Origin of the sequence: Roseibium algicola, assembly GCF_001999245.1 — a bacterium.
GTDB lineage: Bacteria > Pseudomonadota > Alphaproteobacteria > Rhizobiales > Stappiaceae > Roseibium > Roseibium algicola.
Genome location: NZ_CP019630.1, coordinates 4198837 through 4215645, shown reverse-complemented (window position 1 = coordinate 4215645; position 16809 = coordinate 4198837). Strand labels below are relative to the sequence as shown.

General features: G+C 61.1%; 17 protein-coding genes. 14 read left to right on the top strand and 3 right to left on the bottom strand.

What is annotated here, in order from left to right; translation table 11 throughout:
- Positions 1–273: 273 nt before the first annotated feature.
- Positions 274–540 carry an accessory factor UbiK family protein gene (locus B0E33_RS19425; protein WP_022998083.1) on the bottom strand — a complete coding sequence of 89 codons (267 nt, stop codon included), beginning with the start codon at positions 538–540 and terminating at the stop codon, positions 274–276.
- A 253-nt stretch (positions 541–793) separates the two neighbouring features.
- Here B0E33_RS19425 and lgt point away from each other — a divergent pair, with 253 nt between their 5' ends.
- The 11 genes from lgt (at position 794) to B0E33_RS19370 (ending at position 12830) form a co-directional block, all read left to right on the top strand.
- Positions 794–1609, top strand: a complete 816-nt coding sequence (gene lgt / locus B0E33_RS19420) for a prolipoprotein diacylglyceryl transferase (RefSeq protein WP_077292130.1) — start codon at positions 794–796, stop codon at positions 1607–1609.
- Positions 1606–2694, top strand: coding sequence for a class I SAM-dependent methyltransferase (locus B0E33_RS19415; RefSeq protein ID WP_077292129.1), 1089 nt, complete (start codon positions 1606–1608; stop codon positions 2692–2694). Before lgt ends, B0E33_RS19415 begins: the two co-directional genes overlap by 4 nt.
- 55 nt (positions 2695–2749) lie before the next feature.
- Positions 2750–3514, top strand: a complete 765-nt coding sequence (gene pgeF, locus B0E33_RS19410) for a peptidoglycan editing factor PgeF (RefSeq protein WP_077292128.1) — start codon at positions 2750–2752, stop codon at positions 3512–3514.
- Positions 3515–3523: 9 nt separating this feature from the next.
- Positions 3524–4681 carry a M24 family metallopeptidase gene (locus tag B0E33_RS19405; protein ID WP_022998087.1) on the top strand — a complete coding sequence of 386 codons (1158 nt, stop codon included), beginning with the start codon at positions 3524–3526 and terminating at the stop codon, positions 4679–4681.
- Positions 4682–4772: 91 nt separating this feature from the next.
- Positions 4773–5294 (top strand): hypothetical protein, encoded by a 522-nt coding sequence (locus tag B0E33_RS19400; protein WP_022998088.1) that lies wholly within the window; start codon positions 4773–4775, stop codon positions 5292–5294.
- 239 nt (positions 5295–5533) lie between these two features.
- A complete protein-coding gene (locus tag B0E33_RS19395) occupies positions 5534–6466 on the top strand; it encodes a ribose-phosphate pyrophosphokinase (RefSeq protein WP_031268253.1) in 933 nt (310 codons plus the stop codon).
- Positions 6467–6856: 390 nt separating this feature from the next.
- Positions 6857–7864: a BMP family protein gene (locus B0E33_RS19390; protein ID WP_031268255.1), complete on the top strand. Its 1008-nt coding sequence runs from the start codon at positions 6857–6859 to the stop codon at positions 7862–7864.
- A 96-nt stretch (positions 7865–7960) separates the two neighbouring features.
- Positions 7961–9508 (top strand): ABC transporter ATP-binding protein, encoded by a 1548-nt coding sequence (locus B0E33_RS19385; RefSeq protein ID WP_077292127.1) that lies wholly within the window; start codon positions 7961–7963, stop codon positions 9506–9508.
- Complete coding sequence (locus B0E33_RS19380; RefSeq protein WP_077292126.1) at positions 9505–10587, top strand: ABC transporter permease; 1083 nt, start codon at positions 9505–9507, stop codon at positions 10585–10587. Before B0E33_RS19385 ends, B0E33_RS19380 begins: the two co-directional genes overlap by 4 nt.
- A complete protein-coding gene (locus tag B0E33_RS19375; RefSeq protein WP_022998093.1) occupies positions 10584–11528 on the top strand; it encodes an ABC transporter permease in 945 nt (314 codons plus the stop codon). Before B0E33_RS19380 ends, B0E33_RS19375 begins: the two co-directional genes overlap by 4 nt.
- Before the next feature lie 9 nt (positions 11529–11537).
- Positions 11538–12830 carry an amidohydrolase family protein gene (locus B0E33_RS19370; protein ID WP_077292125.1) on the top strand — a complete coding sequence of 431 codons (1293 nt, stop codon included), beginning with the start codon at positions 11538–11540 and terminating at the stop codon, positions 12828–12830.
- 395 nt (positions 12831–13225) lie between these two features.
- Here the strand turns inward: B0E33_RS19370 and B0E33_RS19365 are convergent, their stop codons facing one another.
- Complete coding sequence (locus tag B0E33_RS19365) at positions 13226–13996, bottom strand: hypothetical protein (protein WP_077292124.1); 771 nt, start codon at positions 13994–13996, stop codon at positions 13226–13228.
- An 87-nt stretch (positions 13997–14083) separates the two neighbouring features.
- Here B0E33_RS19365 and B0E33_RS19360 point away from each other — a divergent pair, with 87 nt between their 5' ends.
- Both B0E33_RS19360 and B0E33_RS19355 read left to right on the top strand, forming a co-directional pair.
- A complete protein-coding gene (locus B0E33_RS19360) occupies positions 14084–14650 on the top strand; it encodes a MarR family transcriptional regulator (protein ID WP_077292123.1) in 567 nt (188 codons plus the stop codon).
- Positions 14647–15333, top strand: coding sequence for an MOSC domain-containing protein (locus B0E33_RS19355; RefSeq protein WP_077292122.1), 687 nt, complete (start codon positions 14647–14649; stop codon positions 15331–15333). The genes B0E33_RS19360 and B0E33_RS19355 overlap by 4 nt, the downstream gene beginning before the upstream one ends.
- Position 15334: 1 nt before the next feature.
- Here B0E33_RS19355 and B0E33_RS19350 read toward each other — a convergent pair whose 3' ends face one another.
- Positions 15335–15682, bottom strand: a complete 348-nt coding sequence (locus B0E33_RS19350) for a TfoX/Sxy family protein (protein ID WP_077292121.1) — start codon at positions 15680–15682, stop codon at positions 15335–15337.
- 344 nt (positions 15683–16026) lie between these two features.
- On the opposite strand from B0E33_RS19350, the gene B0E33_RS19345 reads away from it, so the two are divergent.
- The gene (locus tag B0E33_RS19345; protein WP_022998099.1) at positions 16027–16650 is read left to right on the top strand and encodes a 50S ribosomal protein L25/general stress protein Ctc; all 624 of its coding nucleotides are present in this window, start codon (positions 16027–16029) and stop codon (positions 16648–16650) included.
- Positions 16651–16809: the final 159 nt, after the last annotated feature.

Genomic DNA, 16809 nt, shown 5'->3' with positions numbered 1-16809 from the left:
TGCCGGAGGAGCAAAACGCGTCCTGTTACGGCCCTTTTAGAAGGGAACCGGTTCCGTCTTGCTCCGACGAATCCCTGTTATCTTTCAGTATAGGAGCAGGATTGACTTAAGCGATACATACCAATTGAGCGAAAAAAGCCGAAACTTGTGGACGACTCAGCGGTATTTTTCATCACACTGCCCAAAATCAACGCAAACCCGCCATGTTCACGCGTCGTAATTCTGTCATCAACTATTAACAGAAAACGCTCACATCGACGTCAACAAATCGGGTTAAGCGTCTCCAGCAGCGCCGGATTCCGGATTTTCGAGTTTGGCGATCCGCGATTCGAGCTCGTCGATCCGGTCCAGAGCGCGCACTGCCATCTCTTTGACCGCTTCGTGCTCTTCGCGCGAAACCACGTCCATGTCGGACAGGAAACGCTCGGCCTGCGCACGGAAGGCAGTCTCCACCTCGCGGCGGGCACCCTGGGCAACACCGGCGGCGTCGGTCATCAGCTTGGCAAAATCATCGAGAAGACGGTTCGGGCCTTGGGTCATCGGACCCTCCTTGATCGGAAAAACATGCGATGGGAGAGAGGTATGAGGGAATGGCGGGAACTTCAAGGACCAATTCCGCCGCAGCCGAATTCACTATCAACAGGAGCAATCTCCCGAGCCCTCTTGCGGGTAGCGCCCCACCGGCCTGACAAACCCGTGTCGGCTTGACGAGGCGGACAAGATCGCGCAAGCGTTCAGCCCGAAACCCGCCCGCGCACCATCGGAAGGTTCTGCCGTGCCGCCTGTTCTGGTTATGCCCTTTCCCGCAATCGATCCTGTACTCGTCGAATTCGGGCCCTTTGCCCTGCGCTGGTACGCGCTTGCCTACATCGTCGGCATTCTGCTGGCCTGGCGCTACATGCGTCTGCTGGTGGCCAACGACCGGCTGTGGGGTGGCATTGCCCGTCCCACACAGCTCGAGATCGACGACTTCGTGCTGTGGGGAACGCTCGGTATCATCATCGGTGGCCGCCTCGGCTACGTGCTGTTCTACAATCCAGGCTATTATATCGCCCACCCGGCCGAAGCGCTCGAGATCTGGACCGGTGGCATGTCCTTCCACGGCGGCTTTGCCGGCACCGTCATCGCGATGATCCTGTTTGCCTGGAAACGCGGCCTGTTGATCTGGACCCTGTTCGACCTTGCCGGCTGCGCGGCTCCCATCGGCCTGTTCTTCGGCCGTATCGCCAATTTCATCAATTCCGAGCTCTGGGGCCGGCCGACGGATGTACCCTGGGCCGTGGTTTTTCCGAACGGCGGACCGGATCCCCGTCATCCAAGCCAGCTCTATGAAGCCGCGCTCGAAGGGATCTTGCTGTTTCTGGTTCTGATGGTGCTCAGCCGGCGCTTCAAGCTTTTGCAAAAGCCCGGCTTTCTTGCCGGTGCCTTTGCCTTCGGCTACGGCATCGCCCGGTCGATAGCAGAACTCTACAGGGTTCCGGATGCCCATATCGGCTATCTGAGCGGCTTTCTCACCATGGGCATACTGCTGTCCGTTCCGATGATCCTGGCGGGCCTCGCAACCATGATCTGGGCCGCCCGGCGCCGGACCGGAGCAACCGCGGCGTGACGGCACTGAAAGACAGGATCAAGGCACGGATCGAAACCGAGGGCCCGCTTTCGGTCGCGCAATACATGTCCGTTTGCCTCGGGGACCCGGACGCCGGCTACTACATGACGCGCGAACCGTTCGGCACCGCGGGCGATTTCGTCACAGCACCCGAAGTCAGCCAGATGTTCGGCGAACTCGTCGGGGCAGCCTGCCTGTCCGCCTGGCAGGCGCTTGGAGAGCCGGCGGAATTTCAGCTGGTCGAACTTGGGCCCGGTCGCGGCACACTGATGTCCGACCTCTTGCGGATGGCAGCCCTGCGTCCAGCCTTTGTGAAGGCGGCTCGCCTGAACCTGGTTGAGACCAGCCAGCGACTGAGGGACATGCAGTCAGCGACGCTGGCGCGCGGTCCGTTGAAACCGCAGTTTCGCGACCGGTTCCAGGACGTTCCGGACGGTCCGCTGATCCTGGTTGCCAACGAGTTTTTCGACGCCCTGCCGATCCATCAGTTCGTCAAGACCGAACACGGCTGGCAGGAACGCCAGATCGGGCTTTCGCAGCACGGAGAGCTGATCTTCGGTGTCGGCACCGCCCGCCTGCCCGATGACGCTGTGCCCGCTGGTCTATTTACTGCACCGGACGGCACAATCTTCGAAACCCAACCCGCCGCCAATGCGATCGCCGAAGAAATCGGCCGGCGGATTGCAGACAAAGGCGGTGCAGCACTCGTCATTGACTACGGGTATCTGAAGACTGCTGCCGGCGACACGCTGCAAGCACTTTACAGGCACGCCTATGACGACGTCCTGGCTCATCCGGGAGAAGCGGATCTGACCGCCCATGTGAATTTCGAGGCATTGGCGGCGGCGGCTGTCCGGGCAGGCGCCCGCGCTCTTGCGCCGCTGACCCAGGGCGAATTCCTGCTTCGTACCGGTCTTCTGGAACGGGCAGGTGCCCTTGGTGCAGGTAAAACCCACAGCGAACAGGAGGCGATCCGCGATGCCGTCGAACGGCTGGCTGCGCCTGACCAGATGGGGGATCTTTTCAAGGTGCTCGCTGTGACGAATTCCGGAAATTCGTTTCCCCCGTTTGACAGCGCGTCCTGAACACCCCAAGGATCAGTCGCTGGCGTGGCGAATCCCCTCCCCTCAGGAGCCCTGAATGAAAATTGAAGCAGACGTTTTGAAGCTGGATGGTATCCGGCACGGCTTCTTCACCCGCCAAGGCGGCGTTTCCGGCGGCATCTACACCAGCCTCAATATCGGTCTCGGTTCGGACGATGAGCGCAGCAGCGTTCTTGAAAACCGCGACCGGGTTGCCGGCCAGCTCGGCATTGGTGCCGATCGCCTGGTGTCCCCCTATCAGATCCACTCCGCCGACGTGATCACTGTCAGCGCACCGTTCGCACAGGATGCGGACCGCAAGGCCGATGCCCTGGTCACGGCCACACCGGGCCTTGCCATCGGCATCGCGACGGCCGATTGCGGCCCGCTTCTGTTTGCAGATACCAAGGCGGGTGTCATCGGCGCTGCCCATTCAGGCTGGAAAGGCGCCGTTACCGGCATCTTGCAGAATACAGTTGCCGCCATGGAAGCTCTCGGCGCGACCAGAACCAACATCACGGCGGTGCTGGGTCCGACGATTTCGCAGGGCGCCTATGAGGTCGGCCCCGAATTCAAGGAACGTTTCCTTCAGGAGCACCCGGACAACACCCGCTACTTCAAGCCTTCGGAACGGGCAGAGCACTTCATGTTCGACCTGCCCGCCTTCATTACGGACAAGCTTCAGGCTCTTGGACTGGGGGCCATTGCCGACCTGGCACTGTGCACCTATGCCGATGAAGACCGCTTCTTCTCCTACCGCCGGACGACCCATCGCAAGGAACCGGATTACGGCCGCCAGATCAGCGCGATTGCACTTTTGTGAGGACCACCCATGGCACTTCATTTTTCCGATGCCGAGTTTGAAAGCCGCTTTGACAAGCTGAAAGCCGCCATGGAGGCGCAGAAGCTGGATGCCATGCTGCTCTTCGCCCAGGAGAGCATGTACTGGCTGACCGGCTACGACACCTTCGGTTTCTGCTTCTTCCAGTGCCTCGTGGTGACGAAGGAAGGACGCCGGGTGCTCCTCACCCGATCTGCCGACGAACGCCAGGCCAAGCACACCTCGAACATCGAGGACATCCGCATCTGGATCGACCGCGGCTCCGCCAGCCCGGTGCTGCAGCTGAAGGAACTGCTGTTCGACATGGACCTGCTCGGCTGCAAGCTGGGCGTTGAATACGACACACAGGGCATGACCGGCAAAATAGCGCTGAAGCTGAACGAGGAACTTACCAGTTTCGCCGATGTCAGCGATGCCTCGCCCCTGATCCCCGAACTTCGTGCGGTGAAAAGCGCCGAGGAAATCGTTTATGTGCGCAAGGCCGCGGAGCTGGCGGACAAGGCCTTTTATGCGGCAATGGATGAAATCCACCCCGGAGCCGACGAGGGCCGCATCCTGGCTGCGATGCAGGGAGCCATTTTTGAAGGTGGCGGCGATTACCCCGGCAACGAGTTCATCATCGGCTCCGACCGCGATGCTCTCCTGTGCCGTTACAAGGCAGGTCGCCGGAACCTGTCCGAACAGGACCAGCTGACACTGGAATGGGCAGGCGCCTACCGCCACTACCATGCCGCACTGATGCGCACGGTGGTGATCGGTACGCCGACGGACCGGCATCTGGAGATGTACACCGCCGCACGTGAAGCACTGGCCGCCGTTGAAACACAGCTCGTCCCCGGCAAGACCTTCGGCGATGTTTTCGACGCTCATGCGGAACGGGTAGACGCTCATGGCCTGATGCCGCACCGGCTGAACGCCTGCGGTTATTCCCTGGGTGCCAGGTTCACACCAAGCTGGATGGACATGCCCATGGCGTACCGGGCCAATCCGGCCGAGGTAAAGCCCGACATGGTGATCTTCATGCATATGATCCTGATGGATTCCAACTCCGGAACCGCCATGACGCTCGGCCAGACCTATCTGACCACGACCGGAACGCCAGAGTGCTTGTCCAAGCTGCCTCTCGACCTGCCGGTCAAGTCAGGCTAAACCAGTTTCAACCTTGCGGCCCGGTTCGCGTTTCGCGTTTCCGGCAGGGCCGCTGCCACGACGATATCGACCGCGAGAGCCAAGCGTCTCCATGACAGACAAGACCACCCAACAATCCATTTCTTCCCGGCGCCTGTTGGCGGTTCTACTGCTTGGAGCAGGGCTTGCAGCCTGTCAGGCTGCTCCACAGCCCCCTACTCCGATCTCGACCACTGTCACCGCGCCGACGATCGCCGGACAGGTCGACCCGGAAGAAGGCATCACCTTCGCGTTCGAACCGTTTACCGGTGCACCGGGCAACATTGCCGACGAGCTGTCCGAAATGATCGGCTCCGAAGCCCGCAAACAGGGCATCACGCTGGTGCGCCGCATCGGCGCGGCCGCCACCTACCGGGTCAATGGCTATCTGTCGGCCACCGGGCAGCCTTCCAACGGCACGGTCTTCTACGTTTTCGACATCGTCGACAGCTCTGGTCGCCGCGTGAAGCGAATCTCCGGAACGGAAGATACCGGCGGAGCCTCAGGCGACCCATGGCAGGCTGTCAGCTCCGGCACGCTGTCGCGCATTGCCAATCGCTCGATGGTGGAAATCAAGGCCTGGCTCAACCGATAATGAATTGCTTTGCCGGGTAATTCCGGCGTGGCGTCACAAAAAATAAAAAAAAGCGGGCGTCAGTCACGAACGCCTGTTGTGGTCCGGTTGCTTGGTTGTTACAACGCCGCCGCCTGCCGAGGGTTTCCGAGCGAGGCTCCCGGCACCCGGCACATGACTTAAGACCTAGGCCTTTCCGCGTGTTTGCAAGGCACAACCTGTCTGCAAAACCGCCGTCGCACCAGAAGGACTTGCGGCTCATGAAGATCGTCGCGGGCAATTCCAACCGAGCCCTGGCTGAGGAAATATCCAAATACCTGGATGCCCCTCTCGCCAAATGCCAGGTCCGGCGGTTTGCCGACCAGGAAATCTTCGTAGAAATCCAGGAAAACGTACGCGGCGAAGATGTATTCGTCGTCCAGCCGACCAGCTACCCGGCAAACGACCACCTTATGGAGCTGCTCATCATCATCGATGCGCTCCGCCGGTCCTCTGCCCGCCGTATCACCGCGGTCATTCCGTATTTCGGCTACGCCCGGCAGGATCGCCGCGCCTCCGGCCGAACCCCGATCTCGGCAAAGCTGGTGGCCAATCTCATTACCGAAGCCGGTGCCGACCGCATTCTAACCCTGGATCTCCACGCCGGTCAGATCCAGGGTTTTTTCGATATCCCGACAGACAACCTGTTCGCAGCGCCCGTCATGACGCGCGACATCAAAGAACGCTATGCGACCGACAATGTGATGGTCGTGTCTCCGGATGTCGGCGGCGTGGTGCGCGCCCGTGCACTTGCCAAGCGCATCGAAGCTCCGCTCTCCATCGTCGACAAGCGTCGCGACAAACCCGGGGAATCGGAAGTCATGAACATCATCGGTGATGTCAAAGGCTATGACTGCATCCTGGTCGATGACATCGTCGACAGTGGCGGCACGCTCTGCAACGCTGCCGAAGCCCTGTTGTCCAAGGGCGCACAGTCGGTAACGGCCTATATCACTCACGGCGTTCTGTCCGGTGGTGCCGTTGCCCGCGTGACCTCTTCCAAGCTGAAGGAGCTGGTCATCACCAACTCCATCGAACCGACTGCCGCCATCACGGCTGCAGCCAACATCCGTGCAATCTCGATTGCCCCGCTGATCGGCGAAGCAATCAACCGCACGGCACTGGAAAAGTCCGTTTCCAGCCTCTTCAGCTGATCGCCGAAACGTCGACTGCTCAAGACGCCCGGCCCGTGCCGGGCGTTTTTGCGTTCAGCCCACATTTTTCTGCAAGACTTGCCTTTTCCGCGATTGCCGCATTGCTCGCCGCCGTAAAATTGCGGCCACGCTCGAGCCGGCGGGAGGGAATCGGAGCCGGAAGCCGACAGCCACAGGTTTTGCAGCCGGGACTTTGTAACCGCTCCTTCGGGCTGCATTCACGCTGGCACCGGACGGGTAGTTTCCACCCCTCACAACCAGTCCGCGCCAAGCTTCACAAATTTTCCCAATTGTTCAAAAAATTTGCCGCCGAAGCTCCTGCCCAGCTTGTGAGCACGCATATTTTGTGGTCATCTAAGTCTGCACAAGGTCTTTTCCAGGGGATTTCAGATGCTCACTTCCAAACCATTTTCCAGGGCCCGCAGGGCCATGTTGACGGCCGCACTGGCTGTCACAGTATCGGCAGGACTGTCCGTTCCTTCCGCCAATGCCGCCGACCCGGTCAAGGTCGCAGCGATCTACACCGTTCCGGTCGAACAGCAGTGGGTCAGCCGCATCGACAAGGCGCTGAAAGCCGCCCAGGAACGCGGCGAAATCACCTACACCTTCTCCGAAAACGTTGCCAACACCGACTATGAGCGTGTCATGCGCGAATACGCCGAACAGGGCATGGATCTGGTGGTTGGCGAAGCATTCGCCGTCGAGCGCGCCGCCCGCAAGGTGGCTGCGGAATATCCGGACACGGCTTTCCTGATGGGGTCGTCCTTTGGACCGGCTCAGCCGAACTTTGCCGTCTTCGACAACTGGATCCATGAGCCGAGCTATCTCTCCGGTATGATCGCCGGCGCCACCACCAAGTCGAATGTCATCGGCATGGTCGGCGGCTACGCCATTCCGGAAGTGAACCGTCTGATGAACGCCTTCATGGAAGGCGCAACCTCCGTGAACCCGGACGTGAAGTTCCTCGTGACCTTCATCAACTCTTGGTACGACCCGCCCAAGGCCAAGGAAGCTGCCTTCGCGATGATCGACAAGGGTGCGGACATTCTCTACGCAGAGCGCTTCGGCGTTTCCGATGCGGCCAAGGAAAAGGGCATTCTGGCGATCGGCAACGTGATCGACACGGCAAGCGACTATCCGGGCACCATCCTGTCCTCCGCGCTTTGGCACATGGAACCGACCATCGACAAGGCGATCGGCCTTGTTGCCAGCGACACCTTTGAACCTGCCGATTTCGGCCCCTACAGCTTCATGTCCTACGGCGGCGGCAGCTTCGTTGTGGACGAAAGCCTTGCTCCAGCCGACGCGGTTTCCGCGGCAAAGGCCAAGGAGCAGGAAATCCTCGACGGCCTGTTCCGCGTCAATGTGAACGACAGCGAACCGAAATCCACCATGTAGGCTTTCGCCTGCCACGTCCGGCGGTCACAATGACCGCCGGCGATTCCCGGCCGCGGGGTTCAAGTGCGGCATTCATTCTTTTCCCGGGGGGATCATATGGCAGGTCCGGCACAGGACGCTGGTGTCGTGCTGCGATTGGACGGCATCACCAAGCGCTTCGGCGCTCTGACGGCCAATGGCGACGTATCGCTCGATTTGAAACAGGGCGAGATCCTTGCCCTTCTCGGCGAGAACGGCGCCGGCAAGACCACCTTGATGAACATCCTTTTCGGGCACTACGTGGCCGACGAAGGCCGGGTCATGGTTTCGCCGGACGGCTCCGGCTTGAGCGAACTGGAACCAGGCTCGCCGCATGCCGCGCTCCAGGCCGGCATAGGCATGGTGCACCAGCACTTCACCCTTGCCGAAAACCTGAGCGCGCTCGACAACATCCTTCTGGGCACGGAACGGCTTGCCGCGCTTTCCTCTTCCCGGGCGCCTGCCCGCCGCAAACTGGAAGAGCTGATGGCCCGCTCCGGCCTGACGGTTTCCCTCGATGCCCGTATTTCCCAGCTTTCCGTCGGCGAAAAACAGCGGGTGGAAATCCTGAAGGCGCTCTACCGCGATGCCCGCGTGCTGGTTCTGGACGAACCGACCGCTGTGCTGACACCCCAGGAATCCGACACTCTGTTCGCGACCTTGAAAAAGCTGGCCGACGACGGGCTCGGCATCATCTTCATCTCGCACAAGCTGGCGGAAGTCCTTGCCTCTTCGCACCGGGTCGCCGTGCTGCGCGGTGGCCGCAAGGTCGCCGACCTGCCGACAGCCGAATGCGACCGGCGCAAGCTGGCCGAGTTGATGGTCGGCCATGCCATTGTCGAGACTATGCGGTCCCCCGGCACACCGGGCGCACCGCTTTTCGTCTTGAACAAGGCCTCCGCCGGACATGGCCGCGATGCCTTGCACGCGGTCGACCTCACACTGAAATCCGGTGAAATCCTTGGCATTGCAGGGGTTTCGGGTAACGGCCAGACGACGCTTGCACGGGTCATTTCCGGTCTGGAACCGCTCACCCAAGGATCCATGACGCTGGAAGGCACGGTGATCGGCCACGCAAGTGCCCGAACCATGATCGACAACGGCCTTGCCCGCATACCCGAAGACCGTCACCACGACGGCATTGTCGGAGCGATGAGCGTTTCGGAAAACCTTGCCATCGAAGCCATCCGCAAACCGGAAAACCAGCGCCTCGGTCTGCTGCGGTTCTCCGCCATGCGGGAGCGGGCGCGCAACCTGATCAAGGCCTACGATATCCGGTGCCAGAGCGAGGACAGCCCGGCGCGGCTGCTGTCGGGTGGCAATATCCAGAAGATCGTACTGGCCAGAACCCTTGAAACCGTTCCAAAGGTGGTGCTGGCCGCCCAACCCTCGCGCGGGCTGGATGTCGGCGCCACGTCCGATGTTCACAAGCGCCTGCTGGCGGCTCGCGACCGCGGGGCCGGTGTCATCCTGATCTCGGAGGATCTTGACGAACTCATGCGCCTTTCCGACAGGATCGCCGTGATCCACCGCGGGCATCTTTCCGAAGCCGAACCCAGTGAGACACTGGACCGCGGCTCTCTCGGCCTCAGGATGGCCGGACACAATGCGGAGGACGCAGCATGATCCGCTTCGAACCGCGTGGCCCCTCCTCCGTTTCCCGAATGCTGGGTATATCGATTGCCGCGGCTGTTGCCGCCCTGGTGCTTGCCGCTATCCCCATGGCCTTTGCGGGCTTGTCGGTGTTCGAAGCCTACAGCCTCATGGCCAAGGGCGCCTTCGGCTCACTCTTTGCCTTCACCGAAATGCTGACAAGGGCGACACCGCTGATCCTCACCGGCCTGGCGGCAGCCGTCGCCTTCCGGGCCAAGCTCTGGAACATCGGCGCCGAAGGCCAGCTTTATGCCGGCGCCCTTGCGGCGGTTGCCGTCGGCACTGGCGTCATTTCCGCACCGCCCTACCTTCTCATTCCCATGGTTATCGTTGCCGGTGCGCTCGCCGGCGGGCTGGTCATGCTTGGTCCGACCCTTTTGAAAACACGACTTGGCGTCGATGAAGTTGTCACCACCTTGCTGCTGAACTTCATCATCCTGCTTTTCGTGCAGATGATGCTGGAAGGCCCGATGAAGGACCCCATGGGCATGGGCTGGCCACAGTCGGAACCCATCCTCGATGAAGCAGCCTTGCCCAAGCTGATGGACCGGATGCGCATTCACTGGGGTCTTGTCATCGCCCTCGTTTCATCGCTCGGCGTCTATTTCCTCTTGAAACGCACCGTCTGGGGTTTCGAAATCCGCGCGGTTGGCGAGAACGCCGCTGCCGCCCGTCACGCCGGCATTCCGGTCACCGCAACCTTCATTCGCGTCGGTCTTCTGTCCGGCGCGCTGGCAGGGCTTGCTGGCGTTGGTGAAGTTGCCGGTCTGAAAGGCTATCTGACCGCTGACCTTTCGCCCGGTTTCGGCTATTCCGGCATCGTTGTCGCCATGCTTGCCGGGCTCTCCCCGGCCGGTGTCGTTCTGGCAGCTCTCTTCATCGCGAGCATCTTTGTGGGGGCTGATTCCATGTCCCGTGCCACCGGTGTCTCCAACTATCTGGCAGACCTGATCGTCGCCATGGCGCTGTTGTGCGTTCTGGTCTCCGGTCTGTTCCTGCGCTTCAAGATCCGCTTTGTCGGCAGCCAGGCAAACCCGGAGGCAGCAGAATGACCGAGATCCTCGACATTCTCATCTCCGCCAACTTCTGGGCGGCCGCGCTCCGCATCGCGACCCCGCTGATCTTCGGTGTCATCGGAGCGCTTGTTTGCGAACGTGCCGGCGTCCTCAACCTCGGCATCGAAGGCATCTTCACCGCCGGTGCCATGGCCGGCTGGATGGCGGTCTGGCTCGGCGCAGGCCTGTGGGGCGGCGTTCTGGTCGCGGCGATGGCCGGCGCCTTCTTCGGACTGATCCACGCCATTCTGACCGTGCCTCTCGGGCTCTCTCAGCACGTCTCGGGCATTGGCGTGACGCTGTTTGCCACCTCGCTCAGTTATTTCATCTACCGGACGGCCCTGCCGGACGTCTCGTCACCGCCTCGGATCGAGGCTTTCAAGCCGCTCGACATTCCGGGCCTGAGTGACCTGCCGTTCCTCGGGCCAGCCCTGTTCCAGCAGACGCCCCTGACCTTCCTCGCCCTGCTGTTGGTCGCGGTCACGGCCTATGTGCTCTACCGAACCCCGCTCGGCCTGGCCATCCAGGCGGTCGGCGACAATCCGGCTGCGGTGGAATCGCAGGGCCTCTCGGTCTATGCGATCCGCATCGGGACGGTGGTTGCGGGCTCCGCGATCATGGCGCTTGGCGGCGCATTCCTGACCATGTCGGCCTTCGACGCGTTTTTCTTCGGCATGGTCAACGGCCGTGGCTGGATCTGCATCGCTCTGACGGTGTTCGCCTCCTGGCGCCCCGGCAAGGCCCTGATCGGCGCTCTGCTTTTCGGGGCTTTTGATGCCTTCCAGGTGCGTCTTCAGACCGAAGTCGGCAGTTTCATTCCCGGCCAGGTGTTCCTGATGATGCCGTATCTGCTTTCCATCGCCGCGCTGATTGTCGTTGCCCGCCGGGCAGACTATCCAAGGGCCCTTCTTGTGCCCTACTTCCGTGGTCAACGCTGAGACAGTCCCATGAGTTTCGATCTCCTCGTCAAGAACGCCAACCTGCCCGACGGCCGCCACGGCATCGACATTGCCTGCCGGAACGGCCGTATCGAGGCTGTGGAAGCCGGGATCACCGCGGACGTCGGCCAGGTGATCGATGCTGGCGGACACCTCGTGTCGCCACCGTTTATCGACAGCCACTTCCACATGGATGCGACGCTGTCGCTCGGCCTGCCGCGCATGAACCGCAGCGGTACGCTGCTGGAAGGCATCGCGCTTTGGGGAGAACTGAAGGAGATCTTGACCGTCGATGCCGTTGTCGAACGGGCCCTGAGATATTGCGATCTGGCCGTCTCGCAGGGACTGCTGGCGATCCGCACCCATGTGGATGTGTGCGACGACAGGCTGACGGGCGTCAAAGGCCTGCTGGAAGTGCGCGAGAAGGTGAAGGACTACATCGACCTGCAACTGGTCGCCTTCCCCCAAGACGGGCTCTACCGCTCTGCCACCGCCGAGAAGAACCTTCTGACGGCACTCGACATGGGCGTCGACATCGTCGGCGGCATTCCGCATTTCGAGCGCACCATGGACGACGGTGCCCGATCGGTCGCGCGGCTGTGCGAAATCGCGGCAGAACGCGGGCTGATGGTCGACATGCACTGCGACGAGACCGACGATCCGATGTCGCGCCATATCGAGACGCTCGCCTATCAGACCCAGCGCCTCGGGCTGCAGGGCCGCGTTGCCGGATCGCATCTGACGTCCATGCATTCCATGGACAATTACTACGTCTCCAAACTGTTGCCGCTGATCGCCGAAGCGGAAGTGCATGCCATTGCAAACCCACTGATCAACATCACGTTGCAGGGCCGCCACGACACATATCCAAAGCGCCGCGGCCAGACCCGTGTTCCGGAGATGCGGTCCTACGGCATCAACGTCGCCTTCGGCCACGACTGCGTGATGGACCCTTGGTACTCAATGGGCTCCGGCGACATGCTGGAGGTCGCCTCCATGGGGCTTCACGTTGCCCAGATGACCAGCCGCGACGCCATCCGCTACTGCTACGACTGCGTCACCGCGCATCCGGCCAAGGCGATGAACCTGGATGGTTACGGTCTGGACAAAGGCTGCAAGGCGGACTTCGTGCTGCTACAGGCCCGAGACACGATCGAGGCCATTCGCCTGAAAGCAACGCGCCTTGCGGTCGTCAAGTCCGGCAAGGTGATCGCAACAACCCCGGCCCGGCAGGCGCAACTCACCCTCCCAGGACGTCCGGCCCAGGTCGATCCGGCCTCCTACGCTCCGCACGAGGGCTGACGGTTTTTCCAAGTTCGGCCCCTGCCCCTCAGAGCCCCCTTCCCCCGTTATGCCATGGCTCGACCATGGCATCCATTCCGTTTCCTTGCCCCAGTCACGGCCCAGGGACCCGGCCCGGTCACGGCATGGATTGCCGGGTCAAGCCCGGCAATGACGATGGGTAGGATTGGGTGCAAGCAGACGACACCCGCAAGAAAAGCACTGTCACACGGGTCATTCGCGACACAGCCGTCTCCGTCGCTTCAAGCCCCTCCCCCCGTCATGCCATGGCTCGACCATGGCATCCATGCCGCTACCCGACCCCAGTCACGGCCTTGGGATCGAGGTCCCGCAACGGCATGGATTACCGGATCAAGCCAGGTAATGACGCGGTGAGTGGTTGGTGCTGATGCGGCTCAGTTCCCGGTCATTTTTCCCGGCAGGCTGAGATCGCCGGAGGCAACGTCGAAGACGTCGACGACGCACAGCAGTGGGGCGTGGACGTTCTGGTTCACCCGCAAGGCCGACGTGACGCCGTCATACGACAGGGTCTCAACAGTGCTTTCATCGGCAAAGGCCACGTTGAGGGTAATTTCCTCTGCCTCCAACACGGGTGAAAATCCAGGGCTGTCGATGTAGATCGGCAGGCCCGGCCAGGTGGCCGGCATCTTCGGATTGGTGTCAGCGGGAATATCCTGCACGGAGAGTGCGCCGGCACCGCAGGCCTCGTTCGGTGTCAGCACCACCCAGTGCGAGTGCCAATTCGCGCCATCGTTCAGAAGGTCGCCGTCGCCGTCTTCATCAAAAAGCGGTGTGTCGTCGAAATCCGGATGGCTGGTAGCCACCAGCGCAAGGATGCCGCTCCCCCCTTCAAACCCGACCGTTTCCGGTTTCAGTGACGTTGGCCAGACATAGGACTGCACCGGCGCCCCTGCGAGTGCACCGTTTGCCTCCGGCACGCTCGCACCGGCCGTTCCCTTCAGTGTCATGTGGAAGGTTACGACACGCCCCTTGCGGTGCACATGGGCAGCCAGGATGTCGAAATTCGGGTCGATCTCCTGGTTTTCCGGCGACAGGATTGCTCCCGTCTGGTGGAGCGCGTGATTGCCGCCTGCAGATGCCACAGTCGGCAGGGCGATCGTTGACATACCTGCGATCAAAACAGCTTGGGAAATGGATTTGTACATCGGCTTTCTCCTTGATTGAGGACGCAGTCTTATTAGTAGCGAGTCGAAACTATTGCAAGTTTAATTTCGACTCGCTACATAGAGAGCATGTTTGCTCCAACCGACACACAGACCATTCGCGACCTGATCGACCGATTGACGCGTCTTGCCGCTGCCGAGGAGTGGAACGGGCCTTTGAACCCGTCACAATTTGCTGCCCTCAACTATCTTGCCCGGGCAAACCGCTTTTCACGCGCGCCCTCGCACGTGGCCGACTTTCTGGCAACGACACGCGGCACGGCTTCGCAAACCCTCAAGGCACTTTCCCGCAAGGAGCTGATTGCCGAAACGCGTTCGGACGAAGACAAGCGCAGCATTCGTTATGACGTCACCCAGGCAGGCCGGGACCTGTTGCAGGACCCTTCGTCTCTGGAGAATGTCATCGACGCCTTGCCGCCGGACGTCGCCGCGTCGCTGGCCTCGTCCCTGAAAGCACTTGTCCTGACGATGCTGCACCAGCGGGGTGGCCGCTCGTTCGGTCTCTGCAGCACCTGCCGCCATCACGAGGCAAGGGAAACGGGGGGCTATTGCCAGCTGCTCAACGTGCCGCTCTCGCCTGTCGATGCCGCACAGCTCTGCCACGAACACACACCAGCCGAAAGCCATCAGCCATGACCGCCAAAGCCCGTATCGTCTCCCTCTTTACCGGAGAACCAGAACACCGTTGGGAGGGCAAGGAGCCGTCTGCCATCCGCAAGACCCGCGCAGATGGTATCCTCCAGGTCAGCTCCACCGGCATCACCACCGACCGTCAGGCGGATCTTTCCGTACATGGCGGACCGGAAAAGGCACTGCATATCTATCCGTCGGAGCATTATGCCCACTGGCGGGACGCCTTTCCGGAAAAGGCGGAAATCTATCAGCCAGGCGGTTTCGGCGAGAACATCGCTTCAAAAGGCTTTACCGAGGAAGACCTGTGCATTGGCGACATCCTGTCGGCCGGCACGGTCCGTATGCAGATTTCCCAGGGCCGGCAGCCCTGCTGGAAGCTGAACATGCATACAGACAACCCCACGCAGGCAGCCCATTTCCAGAAGACAGGCCGAACCGGCTGGTATTTCCGAGTGCTGCAGGAAGGGTCGTTTCAGGCAGGCGACGAGTTGACCGTCGTTGAACGCCCCTGCCCGGACTGGAACCTGCGCGAGGTCATCCACGCCCGGTTCAACCCTCGGCTGGATCCGGCGGTGGCAAAGGCCCTGTCAGAACTTGAAGAGCTGGCTGAACCCTGGCGTGTCTCCTTCGCCAAAAAAGCCGATCCGGCCTTTCAGGAAGACACATCGAAAAGGCTCAACGGATAGGTCAGGCGCCTTTGGGCGGCAGTGTCAAAGCATTGGCGATGGCAAGATCCAGCCAGTTTTGGAGAACTTCGTCGGTGCAATCGTCCTCACCGACGAAGAACATGCCACTCAACGTGCGCCCGCCCTGAACGATCGGTTCAGCACCCGGCAGTGCCAGCCCGACAGCATGGCTGGACTTGCCAAGACGGAAGATGAAACGTCGTTCCCCCTCCCTGGTGCGGTCGGCACCCGCGATCATGTGGCCATGCAGCAGAAAGCACATTGCGCCCATCATCCTTTTCTCGCTGATGCCTGCCCTGTTTCCAAGCGCCTCGCGCAAGCGGTCGTTGAGGTCTTCATCGATGGCCATGGGGTCGATTCTTTCAGACAGGGAAGGTTAGGAAAACGATTTCGGACAGCGGGAGACATACCCGCACAGAGGACCGCAGCCTCTGCCGGACGAGCCATTCGGTCAACCGGAAGGTTCAGCAAATCTGTGTTACAGACCGGTTTGCAGGTGACCAGCTTGAAATTTCCGCGGTCCCCTGCGACAAACGAGCGACTGCGGACTTGCACTTTCCTTGCGCTTTGGGTATATCCGCGCTCGCGCCTGCACCCCTGGAGGAGGCGCTTCTGGACCGATCCCGGACAACATGAGTCTTCTGGCACGGTGGTTCGCCGGTCCGTTACCTATACACTCGAAGGAGTTTTGCCATGGCTGCCAGCTATGAGCTGAAGGCGTCGGCACGGGACCGGGTGGGCAAGGGGGCCGCACGGGCACTGCGTCGCGAAGGCCTTCTCCCTGCCGTGATCTACGGCGACAAGAAACAGGCACTGCCGATCACCATTCCGGTGAAAGAAACCACCATTACCCTGCACAAGGGTGGTTTCCTTACACACATCGGTATCATCGATGTGGACGGCGAAAAGCATCAGGTTATTGCCAAGGATTTCCAGCTGCACCCGGTACGCGACGACGTCATGCACGTCGACTTCCTGCGCGTTGCCAAGGGCTCCACGCTGACGGTTGAAGTTCCGGTTCACTTCCTGAACGAAGAAACCTGCCCGGGCATCAAGAAGGGCGGCGTCCTGAACATTGTTCGCCACACCGTCGAAATGACCGTTCCGGCCGACAACATTCCGGAAGCTCTCGAAATCGACCTGGCCAAGGCACAGCCGGGCGACAGCCTGCACATTTCCGCAGTGAAGCTGCCGGAAGGCTGCCAGCCGACCATCACCGATCGCGATTTCACCATCGCCACGATCGCTGCTCCGGCCGGTATGAAAGAGACCGACGACGAAGCTGAAGCAGAAGAAGGTGAAGGCGAAGCTGAATAAGCTGCAGCCTTGCTTTAAAAATCGGGAGGCGGTCTCCGCCTCCCTTCCCCTTGCGGGAAAACTTGCAGAGCAGCCGCCATCGGCTGCTTTTTTGTTTCAGGATTAGCCAGCCTGTCTGCATTGCGCTAAATGCAACACGCTCTACCTTGAAAGGCACAC